General features: G+C 71.2%; 16 protein-coding genes and 2 pseudogenes. 8 read left to right on the top strand and 10 right to left on the bottom strand.

The window, feature by feature from the left end; genetic code table 11:
* Positions 1–1038, top strand: a complete 1038-nt coding sequence (locus I6J71_RS12280) for a carbon-nitrogen hydrolase family protein (protein ID WP_204094833.1) — start codon at positions 1–3, stop codon at positions 1036–1038.
* A gap of 330 nt (positions 1039–1368) precedes the next feature.
* On the top strand, positions 1369–1569 hold the full coding sequence (locus tag I6J71_RS48030) for a hypothetical protein (RefSeq protein ID WP_239154708.1): 201 nt from the start codon (positions 1369–1371) through the stop codon (positions 1567–1569).
* On the opposite strand, the pseudogene I6J71_RS48025 reads toward I6J71_RS48030, so the two are convergent.
* From I6J71_RS48025 to I6J71_RS12240, 8 genes and pseudogenes are all read right to left on the bottom strand, one after another.
* A pseudogene (locus I6J71_RS48025) lies at positions 1566–1854 on the bottom strand (integrase core domain-containing protein); the annotation flags it as partial. The gene I6J71_RS48030 and the pseudogene I6J71_RS48025 overlap by 4 nt on opposite strands.
* A 16-nt stretch (positions 1855–1870) precedes the next feature.
* Positions 1871–3247: an IS110 family transposase gene (locus tag I6J71_RS12270; RefSeq protein WP_204090148.1), complete on the bottom strand. Its 1377-nt coding sequence runs from the start codon at positions 3245–3247 to the stop codon at positions 1871–1873.
* 310 nt (positions 3248–3557) lie between these two features.
* Positions 3558–4269: pseudogene (locus I6J71_RS48020) on the bottom strand (leucine zipper domain-containing protein); the annotation flags it as partial.
* Between the two features lie 177 nt (positions 4270–4446).
* A complete protein-coding gene (locus I6J71_RS12260) occupies positions 4447–5769 on the bottom strand; it encodes an MFS transporter (RefSeq protein ID WP_204094831.1) in 1323 nt (440 codons plus the stop codon).
* 103 nt (positions 5770–5872) lie between these two features.
* Positions 5873–6259 (bottom strand): cupin domain-containing protein, encoded by a 387-nt coding sequence (locus tag I6J71_RS12255; protein WP_204094830.1) that lies wholly within the window; start codon positions 6257–6259, stop codon positions 5873–5875.
* An 11-nt stretch (positions 6260–6270) separates the two neighbouring features.
* The gene (locus I6J71_RS12250) at positions 6271–7488 is read right to left on the bottom strand and encodes an NAD(P)/FAD-dependent oxidoreductase (protein WP_204094829.1); all 1218 of its coding nucleotides are present in this window, start codon (positions 7486–7488) and stop codon (positions 6271–6273) included.
* Entirely contained in the window at positions 7485–7682 is a 198-nt protein-coding gene (locus I6J71_RS12245; RefSeq protein ID WP_204094828.1) for a ferredoxin, read from the bottom strand. Before I6J71_RS12245 ends, I6J71_RS12250 begins: the two co-directional genes overlap by 4 nt.
* Positions 7683–7872: 190 nt before the next feature.
* Positions 7873–8664 carry an IclR family transcriptional regulator gene (locus tag I6J71_RS12240; protein WP_204094827.1) on the bottom strand — a complete coding sequence of 264 codons (792 nt, stop codon included), beginning with the start codon at positions 8662–8664 and terminating at the stop codon, positions 7873–7875.
* A 156-nt stretch (positions 8665–8820) separates the two neighbouring features.
* Between I6J71_RS12240 and I6J71_RS12235 the strand changes: the two genes are divergently transcribed.
* The 3 genes from I6J71_RS12235 to I6J71_RS12225 are packed head-to-tail and all read left to right on the top strand — an operon-like array spanning position 8821 to position 11432.
* A complete protein-coding gene (locus I6J71_RS12235; protein WP_204094826.1) occupies positions 8821–10350 on the top strand; it encodes a GMC family oxidoreductase in 1530 nt (509 codons plus the stop codon).
* A gap of 59 nt (positions 10351–10409) precedes the next feature.
* A complete protein-coding gene (locus tag I6J71_RS12230; protein WP_204094825.1) occupies positions 10410–10961 on the top strand; it encodes a hypothetical protein in 552 nt (183 codons plus the stop codon).
* A gap of 3 nt (positions 10962–10964) precedes the next feature.
* On the top strand, positions 10965–11432 hold the full coding sequence (locus I6J71_RS12225) for a helix-turn-helix transcriptional regulator (protein ID WP_204094824.1): 468 nt from the start codon (positions 10965–10967) through the stop codon (positions 11430–11432).
* Here the strand turns inward: I6J71_RS12225 and I6J71_RS12220 are convergent.
* Positions 11429–13039 (bottom strand): MFS transporter, encoded by a 1611-nt coding sequence (locus I6J71_RS12220; protein ID WP_204094823.1) that lies wholly within the window; start codon positions 13037–13039, stop codon positions 11429–11431. The two genes, I6J71_RS12225 and I6J71_RS12220, sit on opposite strands and share 4 nt — an antisense overlap.
* 164 nt (positions 13040–13203) lie before the next feature.
* Here I6J71_RS12220 and I6J71_RS48015 point away from each other — a divergent pair, with 164 nt between their 5' ends.
* Positions 13204–13485 carry a hypothetical protein gene (locus I6J71_RS48015; protein ID WP_239154706.1) on the top strand — a complete coding sequence of 94 codons (282 nt, stop codon included), beginning with the start codon at positions 13204–13206 and terminating at the stop codon, positions 13483–13485.
* Positions 13486–14101: 616 nt separating this feature from the next.
* Here the strand turns inward: I6J71_RS48015 and I6J71_RS12210 are convergent.
* Positions 14102–14875 carry a class I SAM-dependent methyltransferase gene (locus I6J71_RS12210; RefSeq protein WP_204094821.1) on the bottom strand — a complete coding sequence of 258 codons (774 nt, stop codon included), beginning with the start codon at positions 14873–14875 and terminating at the stop codon, positions 14102–14104.
* A 205-nt stretch (positions 14876–15080) separates the two neighbouring features.
* On the opposite strand from I6J71_RS12210, the gene I6J71_RS12205 reads away from it, so the two are divergent.
* Together I6J71_RS12205 and I6J71_RS12200 are read left to right on the top strand one after the other, a co-directional pair.
* Positions 15081–16376 carry an MFS transporter gene (locus I6J71_RS12205; protein WP_204094820.1) on the top strand — a complete coding sequence of 432 codons (1296 nt, stop codon included), beginning with the start codon at positions 15081–15083 and terminating at the stop codon, positions 16374–16376.
* Positions 16373–16786, top strand: a complete 414-nt coding sequence (locus I6J71_RS12200; protein ID WP_204094819.1) for a nuclear transport factor 2 family protein — start codon at positions 16373–16375, stop codon at positions 16784–16786. Before I6J71_RS12205 ends, I6J71_RS12200 begins: the two co-directional genes overlap by 4 nt.
* The last annotated feature ends 2 nt before the right edge of the window (positions 16787–16788 follow it).

The raw sequence follows: 16788 nt of genomic DNA, 5'->3' as shown, positions 1-16788 counted from the left end.
GTGGAAGAGTTCCCCCGCTTCACCGCCGCCGCCGTGCAGGCCGCGCCCGTGTACCTCGACACCGACGCGACGGTCGCCAAGGCCGTCTCGCTCATCACCGAAGCCGCCTCCCACGGCGCCTCGCTGATCGCGTTCCCCGAGGTGTTCGTGCCCGGTTACCCGTACTGGAACTGGACGATGAACCCCGTGCAGGGCTCGCCGTGGTACGAACGCCTGTACCGCTGCGCCATCGACGTCCCCGGCCCGCACCTGGACGCGTTGCGCGCGGCCGCGGCGGCCACGAAGACCACGGTGGTCATCGGTGTCAACGAGCGCAGCCGCCACAGCCTCGGGCTGATCTACAACAGCGTCGTCACCATCGGGCCCGACGGTTCGGTGCTCAACGTGCACCGCAAGCTCGTGCCCACGTGGGCGGAGAAGCTCACGTGGGGCGGCGGCGACGGCAGCACCGTGCGCGTGCTCGACTCCGCCGTCGGCCCGCTCGGCGCGCTCGCGTGCGGCGAGAACACGAACACGCTCGCGCGGTTTTCCTTGCTGGCGCAGGGGGAACTGGTGCACGTCGCCGGCTACATCGCGCTGCCCGTCGCGCCCGCGGACTACGACATGGCGCAGGCCATCGCGGTGCGCAGCGCCGCGCACGCCTTCGAGGGCAAGCTGTTCTCCGTCGTCGCGTGCTCCACGATCACCGACGAGATGGTCGAGATCGCCGCCGGTGACGACGCAGACATCGCCAAGCTGATGCGCCGCCCGCACAGTGCCCTGTCGGGGATCTTCGGCCCCGACGGCAACCCGGTCGTCGAGCCGCTGGTCGACGAGGAAGGCATCGTGTACGCCGAGATCGACCTGGCCCGCTGCATCCAGCCCAAGCAGATGCACGACATCATCGGGGCCTACAACCGCTTCGACGTCTTCCAGCTGCACCACGACTTCACTCCCCGCCGACCGGTCGTCTTCGGAAGCCGGGGACCAGCGGCGGAAGACCCCGGTCCCGTGATCGGCCCGTGGCGAGGCGACGAGGACGCGGCCCGGAGCGCCTGATTCTGCGAGGCGGGCGCGAATCACGCGGCAGCCGAGTGACACCGCGTTCGGCTGCGGGAGGGGTTCGCGCCCGCCCGCTGGTCTCTGCGGGTGCTGTACGACTACTTCGTGGCCGTCGACGACGCGATGGCAGCCCGGGACGTTCGCGGATCAGGCCGCGGCCCGGTGCGGAAATTACCCCGAACTCACCGTCAAAGGGGCCGATCCGTTCTACGAACTGCTGCCGGTCGAGGCGGCCCTGACCGGGCGGACGGTCGACGAGGTCGCGAGGACGATCCGCACCACTGTCCGGAGGTCGCGCAAGAAGGCGACAGCGATGGCGAAGTCTGCGTGGTGTCTCTGGCCGACACGTTCCGCGACTCGCTGGCGACCGCCGACGACAACGCGTTGCACGCCGCCGCCGTCGCCTTCATCGCCCGGAACGAAAGTGGCGAACTCGAGCACCTCGTCGCCTTCCTGAAGGAACTCGCCGTCCTGGCCAAGGGCGCGGTGGCCGACGGGCATCGGCTCTACTGCAACGTCGTGATCTAGCTGTATTGCCCGGTGAGGTTGGGGACGCGGGTGGCGGGTGGTTGGCCTGCGAGTGCGGTGTGGCCGCGTTGGTGGTTTGTAGGCGTGTAGGCAGTGTGGTAGTGCTTGGCGTCGTTCGGTTTCTGATGGGTAGGGCTGGTGGTAGGCCCATGCATCGAGCAGGGTGCGGGTGAAGCGCTCCACTTTGCCGTTGGTCTGTGGGCGGTGGGGCCGGGTGCGTTTGTGGATGATCTCCGCGTCGCGCAGCGTGTCGCGCCGCAGGCGTGAGCGGTAGCAGGATCCGTTGCGTTCCTAAGGGATGTCAAGCCGCTTGGTGGGGTTTAGCGTGGGTGTTGGACGGGCCGGTCGATGGAGCGCTTGGCGACTTCTTGTTTCGCTGGCCCGTCCCCACTCCGGTTGTCCTGTGTGATCGGCGAATGTCTTCCGGAACGGTGTATCGCTGGGCGATGATGTCGCCGGCTTGGATCGCGGTGACGGGTGTGCCGTTGACGTCGCGCAGCTGGTAGGGCGTGTGGTTTTTCCAGCATGATGCGATGCGGGTCAGCAGGGTGGTTGCGATGTGGCAGAGCGCAGAGTTGTGGTGCTTGCCGGCTTCGACCATCAGCCGGTGATACTTCGCGGCCAAGGTGGGGTCGTGGCGGCGCGCCTGGCTGGCGGCCATGAACAATGCTTCGCGGAGCAGGGCGTCGCCGCGTTTGGTCGGGCCGCCGTGGCTGCCGGAGACGCCGGACGCGTTCAGCGACGGAATAAGGCCGCTGAAACCGCGGACTGCTGCCAAGGACGAGAACCGGTTGACGTTGCCGAGCCGTCCGAGAATGACTGCCCCGGTCACGGGTCCGACGCCGGGCGCGGAGGTGATGAGCCCTTCGGGGTCACGTTCGGCGACCAGGACGGCGATACGTTCGTCGACATCTTTGATTTCATCGGTGATCGCCAGCGCGAGGCGGGCTTCGACGGCGATGTCGTCGGCCAGCTCGGCAAAGGCCAGTTCCTCGCCCCACAATTCGGTGGTCGCGGCGGCTGCGGCCAGGACCCTGTCGGCTTCCGGGTCGCCCCAGGCGCCGCGGGAGTGCCGGTAGAAGAATCGGGCCAACCGCGCACGGCCGAGGCGACGGACGGCGTGTGGGTCGGCGTAGCCGGCGGCGAGGAACCGCAGCGGAGTCTTGTTCGCCAGATCGCCGCTGAGGGCGGCATGCCAGTCCGGTCCCAGGATCTCCAGCAGCGCATCGAGCCGGGCGAGGCCGGCGGTGCGGCGCTGGACCAGCGTGGAGTGCAGTTTCGTCGCGCGCCGCAGCGGATCGCCCGGCCCCGTGCCCCGCTCGGGATGGAGTCCTTCGGGGTGCAGCAACGGCAGCCGGGCCAGCAGGACCGAGTCCATCCGGTCGCTCTTGGTGTGTTTGGCGTAGTAGGCGCGCAGATCCGCCGACCGCTCTGCGGACACCAGCACCACCGTCGCGCCCCGTCGGCGAAACCACGCGGCCAACGGAACCCACGCGTTGCGGGTCGGCTCCATCACGACCGTCACCTCCGCAGCCGTGACGCCGTCGGGCAGCCGTGCCCACAACCGATCCAGTTCCTCGCTGCGGGTGCGGAAACGGTGCCCGGACCAGAGCACGCGTCCCTGCTCGTCGGCCATGCTGGCTTGGTGCTGCGCGCGGACCGCGAGGTCGATGCCCATCCGAACGATCAATGCCGGCTCCCTTGCTCGCGTGAATTCGGATCCGGCCGCCGCACCGCCGTGGGAGTCCGAGCCGCACCAGACATTCGCTAACAGGGATCCACATCCGCCTCGATCAGGACATGGTCACCGGGTTCCTAACAGGGCATCTCGAACTCCGGCAGTGGCCCCGCCCGCCAGCATGGTCAACAGGCAAGGAGTCGCGCAGCGCTCCACTCGGTCAAACAACGTTCACAGGCGGGTGCCGGACGACCCCGATCCCTCCCGCCGGCCGACGAGACAGGCTCAACGCCGCACACCCAGCTTGAATGTCGGTCAGCACCCGCGGGACGGTGATGCCGCAGCTGGTGAAGAACGCGTGGGCTCGGGTCCAGAAACGCGGCCGCGGTTTCCTTGGTTTCATCGGGCAGGATCTCGGTGTAGGCAAGTCTGCTGTGGTCGTCGACGGCGCGTTGTGCAGGTAGCTGTGGCCCAGGTTCGGGCGGTTGCTGAGGACGCGAGGCCGGGCCTCGTCGCGGTGGGCGCGGCGGTGACGGCTGCCGATGAGGCGGCCATGAATCTTGTGGCCACCGCCGTCGGGATGTTGCCCAGCTTTTTGATGTCGACATGCACCAGATCACCGGGTGCGGCGTGCTCGTAGCGGCGAACCGGCCGGCCGGTGGCTCGATCCAGCTGAGCCAGCCGGGCGAGCTGGTAGCACGTCAGGATCCGGTGCACCGTGGACGGATTATGGCCCAGAAGGTAGCCGATCCGGGCCGGGCCCACCGGCGAGCGATCCGGACCTTGATCACCTGCCGCTCGGTGCGGGTCGGTGTCCGGTGCGGGCTGGTGAGCGGGCGCGATGACCGATCCGCCATCCCCGCGACACCGCAGTCGCGGTAGCGGCCGGCCCACCGCGCGGCGGTCGACACCGACACCTGGAACCGCTCCGCGGCCCGCCGCAACGGCCACTCCTCGTCCACGACACTACGGGCCAGGCGCAATCTCCCGGTCGGCGTCAGGGGTCCGTGAGCGTGAGTCACGAGGGCCTCCGTTGGTCGGTGTAGACGTCGCAATCCACACCGAACCCGGAGGCCCTCCCTCACACCAAGATCATCCGATCACGTGTCGCCGGATCGCAACCTCCCCAGACAGAACACCTAGCCGGCCGGTGGTCTTCGGCGGCCGGCGGTCGCGCGCCGGCCGCCGAAGACCGTGGGTCAGTGAGCGTCGTCGGTTCCTGGCGAGGCGACGAGGACGTGACCCACGACGCCCGACCCCTCCGCGCGGGCGGGCGCGAACCACACGGCGACGAAGGACACCGCGCACACCGCGATCACGTACAGCGCGATGGAGCCGGACCAGTTCGTGCCCGCCAGGAGGGTCGTGGAGATGATCGGGGCGAACGCGCCGCCGAGGACGGAGCCGAGCTGGTAGCCCAGCGAAATCCCGGTGTAGCGCACACGTTCGCCGAACAGTTCCGCGAACAGGGCGGGCGACGGGCCGTAGGTCATGGCGAAGAACGCCTGCCCGACCACGAGCCCCAGGCCGACGAGCACGGGTGAGCCCGATTCGACGAGCCAGAACAGGGGGAACGCCCACACCGCCAGCAGTCCCGCGCCCAGCAGGAAGACGCGGCGCCGGCCGACCACGTCGGACCACGCGGCGAACGCGGACATCACCAGCGCGCACACGACGGCGGACACCAGCACTCCGATGAGGACGGTGCCGCGCGACTGGTTCAGGTGCCCGGTGGCGTACGAGACGAGGTACACGGCCAGCAGGTAGTAGCTGGTGCCGCCGACCATCGTGGCGCCGGCCGCGAACAGGATCTGGCGCGGGTAGCGGCGCAGCAGCTCGACCAGCGGCGCGCGGCCTTCGTGGCGCGATCGGTCCGGCGCGTGCTCCTCGACGCGGCTCTGCGCGTAGAGCGCGACGCCGACGAGCACGATGCTCAGCAGGAACGGGATCCGCCAGCCCCACCCGAGGAACGCGTCGTCCCGCAGTGCCGCCGACACGACGAGGAACACGACGTTCGAGAGGATCAGCGCGATCGGCACGCCCAGCTGGGCGAAGCTGCCGTAGAACCCGCGGCGGCGCTCCGGCGCGTTCTCGGTCACGAGCAGCACGGCACCGCCCCACTGGCCGCCGAGCGCGAGCCCCTGCACGAGGCGCAGCACGACGAGCAGGATCGGGGCGGCGCTGCCGATCGCCGAGTAGGGCGGCAGGAGCCCGACAGCGGTCGTCGCGCCACCCATGATGAGCATCGCCGTGACGAGCGCGGGTTTGCGGCCGACGCGGTCGCCGAAGTGGCCGAACAGGGCCGCACCCACGGGCCGGACCACGAAGCCGACGGCGAAGGTGCTGAACGCGAGCAGGGTGCCGGCGAAGGGGTCGCTCGCCGGGAAGAACAGCTTGGTGAACACCAGCGCGGTCGCCGAGGCGTAGACGAAGAAGTCGTACCACTCGATCGCGGATCCGGCGAGGCTGACGAGAACGGATCTGCGCAAGCTCGACGAGGCAGTTGCGGCGGTGCTGGACATGGACACTCCGGTGGGTCTCATGTGGGCGAACGGGGGAAGCGGGGTGGGGACCGGCGGGGACGCCCCGGTGGCGGCACGTCCCCGCGGGCGGTCAGGGGCGGGGTCAGTTCTCGAGCGTCTGCACCGGGTCGGTGCCCGCGACGTAGGGCGGGTCGTAGATCACGACGAATTCGAGGTCGGTCTCGCCGGTGTTGGAGAACCCGTGGATCTCGCCGGCGGGGATCTTGATGACGCTGCCGACCTCGACGTCCCACGAATCCTTGCCGATGCGCACCGAACCGCTGCCCGCGGTCACGTAGAACGCGTGGTTGTAGGGGTCGCGGTGCAGCTTCGACTTGCCGCCCGGGCCGATCTTCGAGAGCTGGACACTGTAGACGGACGTGTAGTCGGCGTCGACCACGCTTTCGCTGAACTCGAACCCGATGCCGGGGAACCCGGGCTTTTCGAGGCGGTGCCAGGAGATGTCACCCGGGTTGAGGACGTAGTCCACTTCGGCTCCTTTCAGAGGGCCACTTCGGAAACTGGGGCCAGGCGGTTGAGGTGCTCGCAGACCTCCGCCGCCGGGGTTGCGGCCGCGAGCGCACGCCGGCAGCCGACGAGTGCTTTGGGCCAGTTGACGACGACCGCGCCGGCGAAGCGGTCCGCGGTGCCGAAGACGGTGGCGAACTTGTCTCCGGCCCGCTCGAAAAGCCGGCCTTCGGTGCCGGCGACGGGGGTGCCGGCGATCTGCACCTTCCAGTCGTACTGGTCGGTCCAGACGTAATCGACGGGGGTGTGTGCCCGCGGGTCTTCGGGGTGCGCGAGGGTGTGTGCGACCGCCGCCGCCTGTTCGACCGCGTTGGTCCAGTGCTCGACCCGCACGGCACTGCCGTGGCGGGACGCCTGCCAGCGGGACACGTCGCCGACGGCGAACACGTGCGGCGCGGCGCGGCCGAAGCGGTCGCAGACGATGCCGTCGTCGACCTTCAGCCCGGAGCCCGCCACCCACGCGTCGTTGGGCACCGCGCCGATCCCGACGACCACGGTGGCGGCGTCCACTTCGGACCCGTCGGCGAGCCGGATCCGCAGCCCGCCGCCGATCCGGTCGACGCTGTCCACCTTCACGCCGAGCCGCACCTGCACGCCGTTGCGCCGGTGCAGTTCGGCGACCCGGTCCCCGACGACGGCGGGCACCGAGCGCGCGAGCAAGGTCGGCGTCGCGTCGAGCACCGTCACGTCGGTCAGGCCGAGTCCGCGGGCGGTGGCCGCGACCTCGGCGCCGATGAAGCCGCCGCCGATGACGACGAGCGGGCCGCCGCGGCCGAGGTCTTCGCGCAGCGCGACCGCGTCGGCTGCAGTGCGCAGCACGTGGACGCCGTCGAGGTGCTCCCAGCCGGCCGGCCGCGCGCCCGCCCCGGTGGCGATCACCAGGTCGGTGTACGGCAGCGCCGTCCCCCCGGCGAGGTGGACGACGGAGCCGGCCAGGTCGAGCCGGGTCGCGGCGCGCCCCAGCTCCAGCTCGATGCCGGCGTCGGCGGCCTCCTCCGTGGTGAGCAGCCGGACGTCGTCGAGCCCGGCCGACCCCGCGAGGACGCCCTTCGACAGCGGCGGTTTGTCGTACGGGAGCTCGTCCTCCTGGCCCACCAGGACGATCCGGCCCTCGTGGCCGTGGGACCGCAAGGCCTGCGCCACGCGCACGCCGGCGACCGACGCCCCGACGACGACCGTGCCCGGTTTCATGCCTCGTCCACCGCCAGCGCCGCCTCCGGGCACGTACGGGCGACTTCGCCGACGCGCCCCACCTCGTCCGGCGCGATGGACTCGCGCAGCAGCGTGACCACGCCGTCGTCGTCGATGTCGAACACGTCGTCGGCGCCCGCCACGCAGTTCGCCCAGCCCTTGCACTTCGCGCGATCCGCGTGAACAACCGGCATCTCGTTCTCCTCTCATATGGCGTCTCTGTGACGATCGCAATCGGAAGAGTAGTCTTCTGCACAGCAGAACGGCAAGCCTCAACAGGCGGATCCAGTCGGCCGAGTGACCCCGGCCGGGCCGCGCGCGGGCACGAAAAAACGGCGGTGACCTGGGCAAAGGCCCCGTCACCGCCGTGGTGAAAAACCGGTGCTAGCTGTGCAGGAGCGGCGCTGCCTCGCGCACGATCGTCTGGAGGGTCTTCGCGACGACCTCCTGCTGCGACTCGGGCATGCGGCTCGCCGGCACGGCGACGTTGAACGAGATCCGGCCGGCCGCGACCGTGGCGGGGAAGGCGACGGCCACCGACGACACGCCGGCCTCGCTCTCCTCGGAACTGGTCGCGTAGCCGCGCTGGCGCACCAGCTCCAGCTGCGCTTCGAGCTCGTCGCGGGTGCGGATGCTCTTCTCGGTGAGCCCCGCGATCCGCTCGTCCGGGTACAGGACACGGAGCTGATCGGTGGTCAGTGCGGCGAGCATCGCCTTGCCCGACGAGGTGGAGCTCGCGGGCAGCGAGCTGCCCAGCCGCGAGGCGACGCGCACGGCCTGCGGGCTTTCGATCGCGTCGACGAACCGCACGCTCGTGCCGTCGAGCACGCCGAGGTGCACGGTCTCGCGCAGCTGGGCGTTGAGGCGTTCCAGGTAGGGCCGCAGCACCTGGCGGAAGTCGAATCGCTCCAGGATCGAGAACGCGACGCCGGTGAGCGCGGTGCCCGGCTCGTAGGTCTTCGTAGCCGGGTTCTGGCGCACGAAGCCGCGGTAGAGCAGCATCGCCATGAGCCGGTGGGCCGTCGACGAGGCGACGCCGAGGTACTCGCTCACCTCGGCCAGGCGCACCTCGGACCGTTCGCCGAACAGCAGCAACAGCTTGAGCGCGTTGTCGACGGATTCGATCGGGTACTGCGGCGGCGGGTTGGCCCCGGCCGGGCCCTCGCTCCTGCTCATGCGGACGACTGTATTCCGGTCAGCCGGGACGAGGCACGCTGGGCACGCGCGGGCCGCGAGTCCGCAGTTCTCCGGGTACCGGCCCTCGGCGCGGCCTTCGTAGTCTCGGCACCGAGACCATCTGCCGGTTCTTCCCCGACCACAAAGGACTTCCCGATGGGCGAGAGCGGATTCGACTACGTCGTGGTGGGTGCCGGCTCCGCCGGGTGCGTCTTGGCGGCGCGCCTGCTGCGGCGCACCGAAGCGCGGGTTTTCGTGCTCGAAGCCGGCACCGGCCGAGCAGACGCGCCCACCCCCACGACGCCGACGCGGTGGGTGGCGAACGTCGGCTCGGAGTTCGACCGGCAGTACAGCGACGAGCCGGCGCCGCACACCGCTGGACGTGCGGTGCCGTTGGCGCGCGGGAACGTCGTGGGCGGTTCCGGCAGCGTCACTGCGATGGCGTGGGCACGCGGCCACCGGCGCGACTATGACACCTGGGCCAGGCTCGGCAACCCTGGCTGGGACTTCGAGTCGCTGCTGCCGCTGTTCAGGCGGGCGGAGGACTGGGAAGACGGCGAAGACGAGTACCACGGCGCCGGCGGCCCGATCCGCGTCGAGCGCGAGAAGGACCTGCGGCCGGCCACGACGGTGTTCGTCGAGGCCGCCCTGAGCCTCGGCCTCCCCTGCCTGCCGGACCACAACGTGCCGGAACCGCTCGGCGCGGGACCGGTGGCGATGAACGTCCGCGACGGCCGGCGCTGGAGCCCTTGGAACGGCTACCTCGAACCGCTGCTCGACCACCCGCGGCTGACGCTGCGCACCGAGGCCCGGGTGCACCGGCTCGAGTTCTCGGGCTCGCGGTGCACCGGCGTCTCCTACGAATGGCGCGGGCAGCGGCACGTGGCCACTGCCTCGGCCGAGGTCCTCCTGGCGGCCGGTGCGGTCGACACCCCGCGGCTGCTGCTCAGGTCGGGCGTCGGCCCGGCGGAGGAGCTGCGGCGCTTCGGCGTCGACGTCGTCGCCGGCTTGCCCGGAGTCGGGCGCAACCTGCAGGACCACCCGCTGGTGGCGGGGCTGTGCTTCGAACCGGAAGAGCCCCAGCCGCCCGTCAACGCCGAGCTGTCCGGCACGGCCACGTTCTGCAAGAGCCGCGCAGACCTGCCGGCCGCGGATCTCATGGTGCTCGCGATGCAGGTCCCGTACCTCTCGCCGGAGATCGCGGCCGAGTACCCGCCGCCGCCTGGGGCGATCGGCATCGTGCCGGCGCTCGTGCGCCCCCGGAGCCGTGGTTTCCTACGCCGAGTGTCGGCGGACGGCGACCTGGAGATCCAGCCGAACTTCCTCGCGGAGCAAGCCGACGTCGACGCCGCGGTCGCGGGTGTCGAGCTGGGCCTGCAGCTCGCCGACCGACCGCCGTACCGCAAGCTCGCGCCGTCGTGGGTCGCCCCGCGCGGCCGGCTGAGCCGCGCCGAGCTGGCGCGGTTCGTGCGCATGTCCTGCGTCTCGTACTTCCACACCTGCGGTACGTGCGCGATGGGCCCGGGCGAGGGCGCGGTGGTCGACGCGCGCCTCCGGGTGCACGGGCTCGACGGGCTGCGGGTGGTCGACGCGTCGGTGATGCCCGTGATCACGTCGGCCAACACCCAGGCGCCGACCGTGGTGATCGCGGAAGCGGCGGCGGACTTCCTCACCGACGGCCGGTGACGACTGCCTCACACACCGCCGCACCGGTGTTCGCGCGGGATCCAGCCTGATCAACTGTGGTGAGCACTCGAGGCACCGCGGCACTGCGCCGGGACGTCCGCGCCCTCGCGCGCCGCGGCCTGGGTTCCGCGGCGTTCCGGCACGAATCGGCCGCGCGGCTGGCCGCCGAGGTCGGCGCCGACGCCTACTGCTTCGCGGAGATCGACCCTGATTCGGCGATGACAACGGGGATCGTGTCGTGCGGCGTCGACCGGGCCGGTGCGCCCCTGCTGTACCGCAACGAGTACGGGCAGCCGGACTTCCTCAAGCTGCCCGCGAGGGTCCGCGCGCGGACCCCGGCCGCGTCGCTGCCGGCCGTGACGGGCGGCGACCCCGGTCGCAGCAAGCGCTACCGCGCATTGATCCACCCGGCGGGCTTCGGCGACGAGCTCCGCACCGTCGTGCAGGACGGCGGCCGCGTGTGGGGGTTCCTGCACCTGTTCCGCCGCGACCGCGCGCGGCGTTCGACGCGGACGAGGTCGCCGTCACCGCTGAAGTGGCGGGCACGCTGGCGATGGGCGTCCGTGACGGGGTACTCGGGCCATCGCCCACGGCGCCCGCCGCCGGGTTGACCGATGCTCGTGCTCGACGACGCCGACCGCGTCGTCGAGTCGACCGCACCGGCCGCCGCCGCACTCACCGACCTGCGTGACCCGGACGAAGCGAGGCAGCTGACGCCCGAGGTCGCGCTCGGGCTGGCTGCCCTGGCCCGGACGGGTTCGCCCGCGTTCCTGCGCACGCGAAGCCGTTCCGGGCAGTGGCTGTCGCTGACCGCTTCGGTCACGACCCCGGGCCGCGTCGCGCTGATCCTGCAGTCGGCCGCGCCGCCGCCGACCACCGACGCGTGGCGTGCCCGCTACGGCCTGTCGGCCGGCGAGACCGAGGTCGTCGCGCTGATGCTCGCCGGGCGCTCGACTGCCCAGATCGCGGCCGAGCTGGTCAGCTCGGGCTGGACGGTGCAGAACCGCTTCACGAGCGTGTTCGCCAAGACCGGCGTGCGCAGCCGACGCGAGCTCACCGCGCTGCTGCGCCCGGCGGGCTAACGGCCGGTCGCGAGCAGGTGCCGGTTCTCCGGCGGTTCGAGCGCGAACCCCGCGGCCTTGCGGTAGAGGCCGGCGTCGACGCCGGTGATGCGTTCGTGGTGCTGGCGCAGGTGTTCGGCCCAGGTGCCGACCTCGAACACCTCGCAGTAGCGGTCGGGGGCGGCCAGGTCGCGGTAGGCCGACCACCTCCGGGCGCCCGTGCGCTGGCGGGAGACGCCCACGCGCGCGAGGACCTTCAGGAATTCCGCCGCGTTCTCCGGCGGCACGTGGTAGGAGACCTCGACGAGCACCGGGCCGGCCGCGGGGTCGAGCTGCGCTTCGCCGTCTGCGAGGATGCCGATCTCGGGTTCGGGCCACGGCATCACGACGGTCCGGTCCAGCTCGCCCGTGCGCGGGTGGATCGGCAGCACCACCAGGGAAACCGCGCCGAGCACGAGCAGCACGGCGGAGATCGTCAGCGTCGCGGCCGCACCCAGGCCCGCGGCCACCAGGCCCCAGATCAGGGCGCCGACACCCTGGCCGCCGAGGAAGATCATGAGGTACACGGCCAGTGCCCGGGCGCGGACCCAGCCGGGGAGCGCGAGCTGGAGCGTGGTGTTCAGGGTGGACAGCCCGATGAGCCAGCCGGTGCCGCCGAGCACCAGCAGGAGCGCGACGGCGACCGCGTTGGGCAGCAGCGCCGCGGCGAACACGCCCACGGCATACGCGAGAGTCGCGGCGGCGAGCATCGTGTTGCGGCCCAGCCGCGCCCGCAGCGGCCGCATCACCACCGCGCCGCCCACGGCGCCGAGGCCGAGCGCGCCCAGCAGCACGCCGTACCCGCCGGAACCGAGGCCCAGCTGCGCGGCCGCGACGACCGGCAGCAGACCCCACAGCGCCGACGCGGGGAGCACGAAGACCAAGGCGCGCAGCAGGATCCGCCGGACGCCGGGCGCGTAGCGCACATACCGGATGCCGGCCCGCAAGGCGGGCAGCAGCGGTTCCCCGGGGCCGGCCGATTCCGCAGGTTTGCGGCGCCACCTCAGAACGGCCACGAGGATCAGCACGTCGGACACCGCGTTGACGCCGAAGACGACCGCGGGCCCGGTCAGCGCCAGCACGAACCCGGCCAGCGCGGGGCCGATCGCGCGGGCGATGTTGACGTTGAGACTGCCGAGCGCGGCCGCCGACGGCAGTTCCGCGCGCGGCACCAGCTCGGGCTGGATCGCCTGCCACGCGGGGCTCATCAGCGCCTGGCACGCACCGAGCAGCAGCGTGATCGTGATTAGCGTCGCCGGCGGCACGAGCTGCCGCGCGCTCAGCACCGCCAGGATCGCCGTGATGACGACCATGACCGCGGTGAGCACGCCGATGAGCCGCCGCCGGTCCAGCACGTCGGCGAGCACCCCGGCCGGCAGCGACACGAACAGCACCGGGATCAGGCTCGCGGCCTGCACGATCGACGTGAGCGTGGCGGCCTCGGGCTGGTGCACGACCGTCCACTGCGCTCCCACCGACTGCATCCAGCTGCCGATGTTCGAGCCCAGCTGCGCGATCCACAACGCGCGGAAGGCCTGCCGCCGCAACGGCGCCCATGTGGACGACGGGGCCTGCACTGCTGCCGTCAACGGCGACTCCTCGGGCCGGGCCCGCGGCTCGGAAGTCCGGCGGGCAAGCCGAAGTATCCTACGCCGCCGGGAAAATCGCGCCGGGACGCCGAACACCGGGCCACCGACCCCGGAAGCATTTCATCGCGGCCGTTTCCCGCGGTTGCCGGAGCTAGACTCAGCCGATGAGCGAACACGTCGAGATCACGCGCACGGGCCCGATGGAGTACCGGGCCGTCGTGCGGGACGGGCTGGACACCACGCAGCACCGGATCACGATGTCGCACGCGGTGCTCGACGATCTGCTGATCCCGGACCTCGACACGCACGCCGTGGCGCGCGAGACGGTCAAGTACCTGCTCGACCGCGAATCGGGCGACGAACTGCCGCGGGAGATCGACCTGGATCGCCTGAGCAACCACGACCGGGCTTTCATGACGGAGCTCAAGGCCCGGCTGACGAACTAGGTCCTGCCCTGTCAGGTATCTGAGCCAGAGGATGAGGGCGGTGAGGGTGAGTTCGGCCTGGTAGCAGGCGGCGCGGTTGGTGTAGCGGGTGGCCAGGTCGCGCAACTGCTCGAGCCGGTTGACGCAGCGTACGACCACCGTGCGGTGCTGCTCGGTCTCGGCGTCGAAGGCGGGTGGCCGCCCGCCGCGCGAGCCGTTCGCGGCGCGGCGGGTGATCCGGTCGTCGGGCTCGGGGCTGACGAAGTGGATCCGCCGTGTGCGCATCGCGTGTCGGGTCGGCATCGTGGCCGGCCGGTGCCACGTCGAGCGACCGCAATGCAGTCCGGCAGCGAACACAGCTGCGGGTTGTCGGCGGCCTGGCCGCCGGTAAACAACGCCCGCATCGGCAGCCCGCGCCCGTCGACGGCGAGAGGAATCGTGGTGCTCAGTCCGCCGCGGGAGCGTCCGAGCGCTTCCCCTCGACCGTGATGGCGTCGAGCGGCGCGGTGCAGCCCCCTTTTTCCGGGCTCCTGCACGTGCTGGTGGGACCGGACCACGGAGGAAACCACGCTGAGGACCCACTTCGCGCAACTCCCCGAGAATCGCATTCAGGACCAGGACACGGACTAGGCACGGACTAGGCGCGGCGGCCGCTCACGGCCACCAGGCCGAGCGAGGCGAACCACCGCCCCGGCTGCGCGAGCTTGTCCTTCCACCGCTCGATCGTCTCCGCGTCCAGGATCTGCCCGCCGGCGCGCTCGTTCAGCTGGTCGAACGTGAGCGCCAGCCACTCCGTCCCGAGCGAACCGCCCTCCGCGTACGGGAGTTCGCACTCGACGCCGACGTCGGTCAACCCACGCGAAACCACCAGCCACGGCAGTTTCCGGCCGAAATCGACGTCGGCGGCCGTCGCGAGGACGTCGCACCAAGCACGCATCGCGCGGGCGTGGTCGGGGTCCTCGTCGATCGCACCGATGGAGAACGTGTCGCCCTCCTCCAGCAGGAGCCGGCCGCCCGGGCGCAGCGCCGCGACGAGCCGATCGAGCACGGCCTCGCGCTCGGCCAGGTGGTTGAGCAGCAGCCGCGCGTGGACAAGGTCGAACGCGGCCTCGGGCAGCGGGTCGGACCGCACGTCGGCCTGGCGCACCTCGACGTTCGCCGGCAGGTCGCGCAGCCCGCTGACGTCGAGGTCGACGGCGCTCACCGAGCCCGAAGGACCGACCTGCTCCCCGAGCCACCGCGCGATCGACCCGGCACCCGCGCCGACCTCCAGACACTTCCAGCCGGGCGCGAGCCCGAGCGCGCTCAGGCGCCGGCGCGTCGTCGGGTCGTAGGTCTGTTCGAGGCCCGTGAGCCTGCGCCGGGCGCGCTCCCACGCGTTGGTCAGGGCGTAGTCGGGGGAAGTGATCATCGCGCCACGCTAACTCCGGCCGGCCCCGCTCGACCGGGGCGAACGGGACTCGAGGGCCGAGCGGCCGGCAACAGTGCCCCGCGGGCTCCGGCGTCGCCGGGATTGACATCACGGGGACCGTGACCCACTATCTCTGTTCGTCAGACGTCCATATGTACGTCAGTCGCACACACTATGGTCCCGTCAGCGCGGAAGGGAACCGAGCATGAGAACCATGAGAACCGGGCGCACGCTGGTCTACTTGTTGCTGCTGGGCGCGGTGACGGTCAACTACGTCGACCGCGTCATCCTGTCCGTGGCCGCGAAGCCCGTCTCGAAGGAACTCGGGCTCTCCGCACCCGAGCTGGGCCTGCTCCTGTCCGCGTTCCTGTGGAGCTACCTGGTCTTCGTGCTGCCCTGGGGCATTCTCACGGACCGGATCGGCACCAAACCGTCGACGGTCTCCGGCCTCGCGCTGTGGACCGTGGCGACCCTTCTGACGGGACTGTCCGGCGGGTTCGGTTCGATCTTCGCGTTCCGGCTCATCATGGGCGTCGGCGAAGCGTCGACCTACCCGGCCGGCGCCGCGGTGATCCGCGAGTGGATCCCGACGCGGGAACGGGGCCTCGCCACCACGGTCTTCAACGCCGGCGGCTACGCCGGGCCCGCGATCGGCTCCATCGTCGTCGGGTTCCTCGTCGGGCAGTTCGGGTGGCGCAGCGGCTTCTACTTCGGCGCGATGATCGGCGCGCTCGTGCTGCTGGCGTGGATCTTCGTCTACAAGCGACCGGAGCAGGCGCGGTTCATCCGCGAGGCGGAGCGCACGAAGATCCTCGCCGAGCGCGGCAACCCCGGCGGGGCCGGCGGCTCCGGCGGCGGCAATTCGCTCGGCGCGCTCCTGCGCTCGCGCACGATGTGGGGCATGTTCGCGGCGCAGGGCTGCGCCGTCTACACCGTCTACATGTTCCTCACGTGGCTGCCGAGCTACCTGCAGGCGACCCACGGTCTCACCGTCCTCAAATCCGGCCTCTACACCGCCGTGCCCTACGCGGTCGCGGTGCCGGGGACCATGCTCATCGGTTACCTCAGCGACCGCCTGCTGCGCGGGCAGCCCGCCGGTTCCGGGCGCCGCCGGGTGATCGTGACCGTGACGATGCTGGTGTCCTCGTGCATCCTCGTCACCCCGTTCGTCTCGAGCGCTCCGTTGATCCTCGTGCTGTTCTCCCTGTCGCTCACGAGCATCGGCAGCGCGGTCGGGCTGAACATCGCGCTGCTCAACGACTTGCTGGCCGACCCGGCCGACACCGGGCGCGCCAACGGGATCCTCATGGTGGGCGGCAACGGCTTCGGCGTGCTCGCCCCGATCGCCACCGGGTTCGTGATCTCGTGGTCGGGCGGGTACGGCATGGCGTTCGTCGTCGCCGGAGCGCTGCTGGTCGTGGGCGCAGTGCTCACCATGACCAGGACGCGCTCCCCGATCGCCGCCCGCCGGACGGTCACCACGGAGCTGGTGCCCTCGTGAGCGCGAAGGACGACATCCGCGAACTGCTCGCCGAATACTGCTTCCTGCTCGACGGCTACGAACTCGCCGAGTTCTCCCGCCTGTTCACCGCAACCGGCACGTGGGAATCGCGCGACGGCAGCGCCACCGGACCGGCGGCCATCGAGGACTTCTTGCGGGCCCTCGTGCCGCCACCCGGTCCCGGCACGCGGCGCAAGCACCTCACGACGAACGTCGTCATCCGGCTCGACGGCGACCGCGCGAGGGTGCGCTCGAACTTCCTCGTCGTGCGCGACACGCCTGCGGGCCCGGTAATCGCGGTGGCCGGCACCTACACCGACCTCGTGGTCGAGACCGCCGGCGGCTGGCTGTTCGAACACCGGAAGCTCGCGCACGACATCACCGGGGAGTCCGGGCTGAACCCCGTGTGAGC

The organism is Amycolatopsis sp. FDAARGOS 1241, assembly GCF_016889705.1.
Lineage (GTDB): Bacteria > Actinomycetota > Actinomycetes > Mycobacteriales > Pseudonocardiaceae > Amycolatopsis.
This window is presented reverse-complemented; position numbering and strand designations above follow the sequence as displayed.

What these genes read in the sequence shown, in the direction of transcription:
- I6J71_RS12205 (WP_204094820.1), top strand. Translation starts at nt 15,081, where the DNA reads ATGAGAACCATGAGAACCGGGCGCACGCTGGTCTACTTGTTGCTGCTG.
- I6J71_RS12235 (WP_204094826.1), top strand. Translation starts at nt 8,821, where the DNA reads ATGGGCGAGAGCGGATTCGACTACGTCGTGGTGGGTGCCGGCTCCGCC.
- I6J71_RS12225 (WP_204094824.1), top strand. Translation starts at nt 10,965, where the DNA reads ATGCTCGTGCTCGACGACGCCGACCGCGTCGTCGAGTCGACCGCACCG.
- I6J71_RS12240 (WP_204094827.1), bottom strand. Translation starts at nt 8,664, where the DNA reads ATGAGCAGGAGCGAGGGCCCGGCCGGGGCCAACCCGCCGCCGCAGTAC.
- I6J71_RS12250 (WP_204094829.1), bottom strand. Translation starts at nt 7,488, where the DNA reads ATGAAACCGGGCACGGTCGTCGTCGGGGCGTCGGTCGCCGGCGTGCGC.
- I6J71_RS12270 (WP_204090148.1), bottom strand. Translation starts at nt 3,247, where the DNA reads ATGGGCATCGACCTCGCGGTCCGCGCGCAGCACCAAGCCAGCATGGCC.
- I6J71_RS12210 (WP_204094821.1), bottom strand. Translation starts at nt 14,875, where the DNA reads ATGATCACTTCCCCCGACTACGCCCTGACCAACGCGTGGGAGCGCGCC.
- I6J71_RS12260 (WP_204094831.1), bottom strand. Translation starts at nt 5,769, where the DNA reads ATGTCCAGCACCGCCGCAACTGCCTCGTCGAGCTTGCGCAGATCCGTT.
- I6J71_RS48015 (WP_239154706.1), top strand. Translation starts at nt 13,204, where the DNA reads ATGAGCGAACACGTCGAGATCACGCGCACGGGCCCGATGGAGTACCGG.
- I6J71_RS12245 (WP_204094828.1), bottom strand. Translation starts at nt 7,682, where the DNA reads ATGCCGGTTGTTCACGCGGATCGCGCGAAGTGCAAGGGCTGGGCGAAC.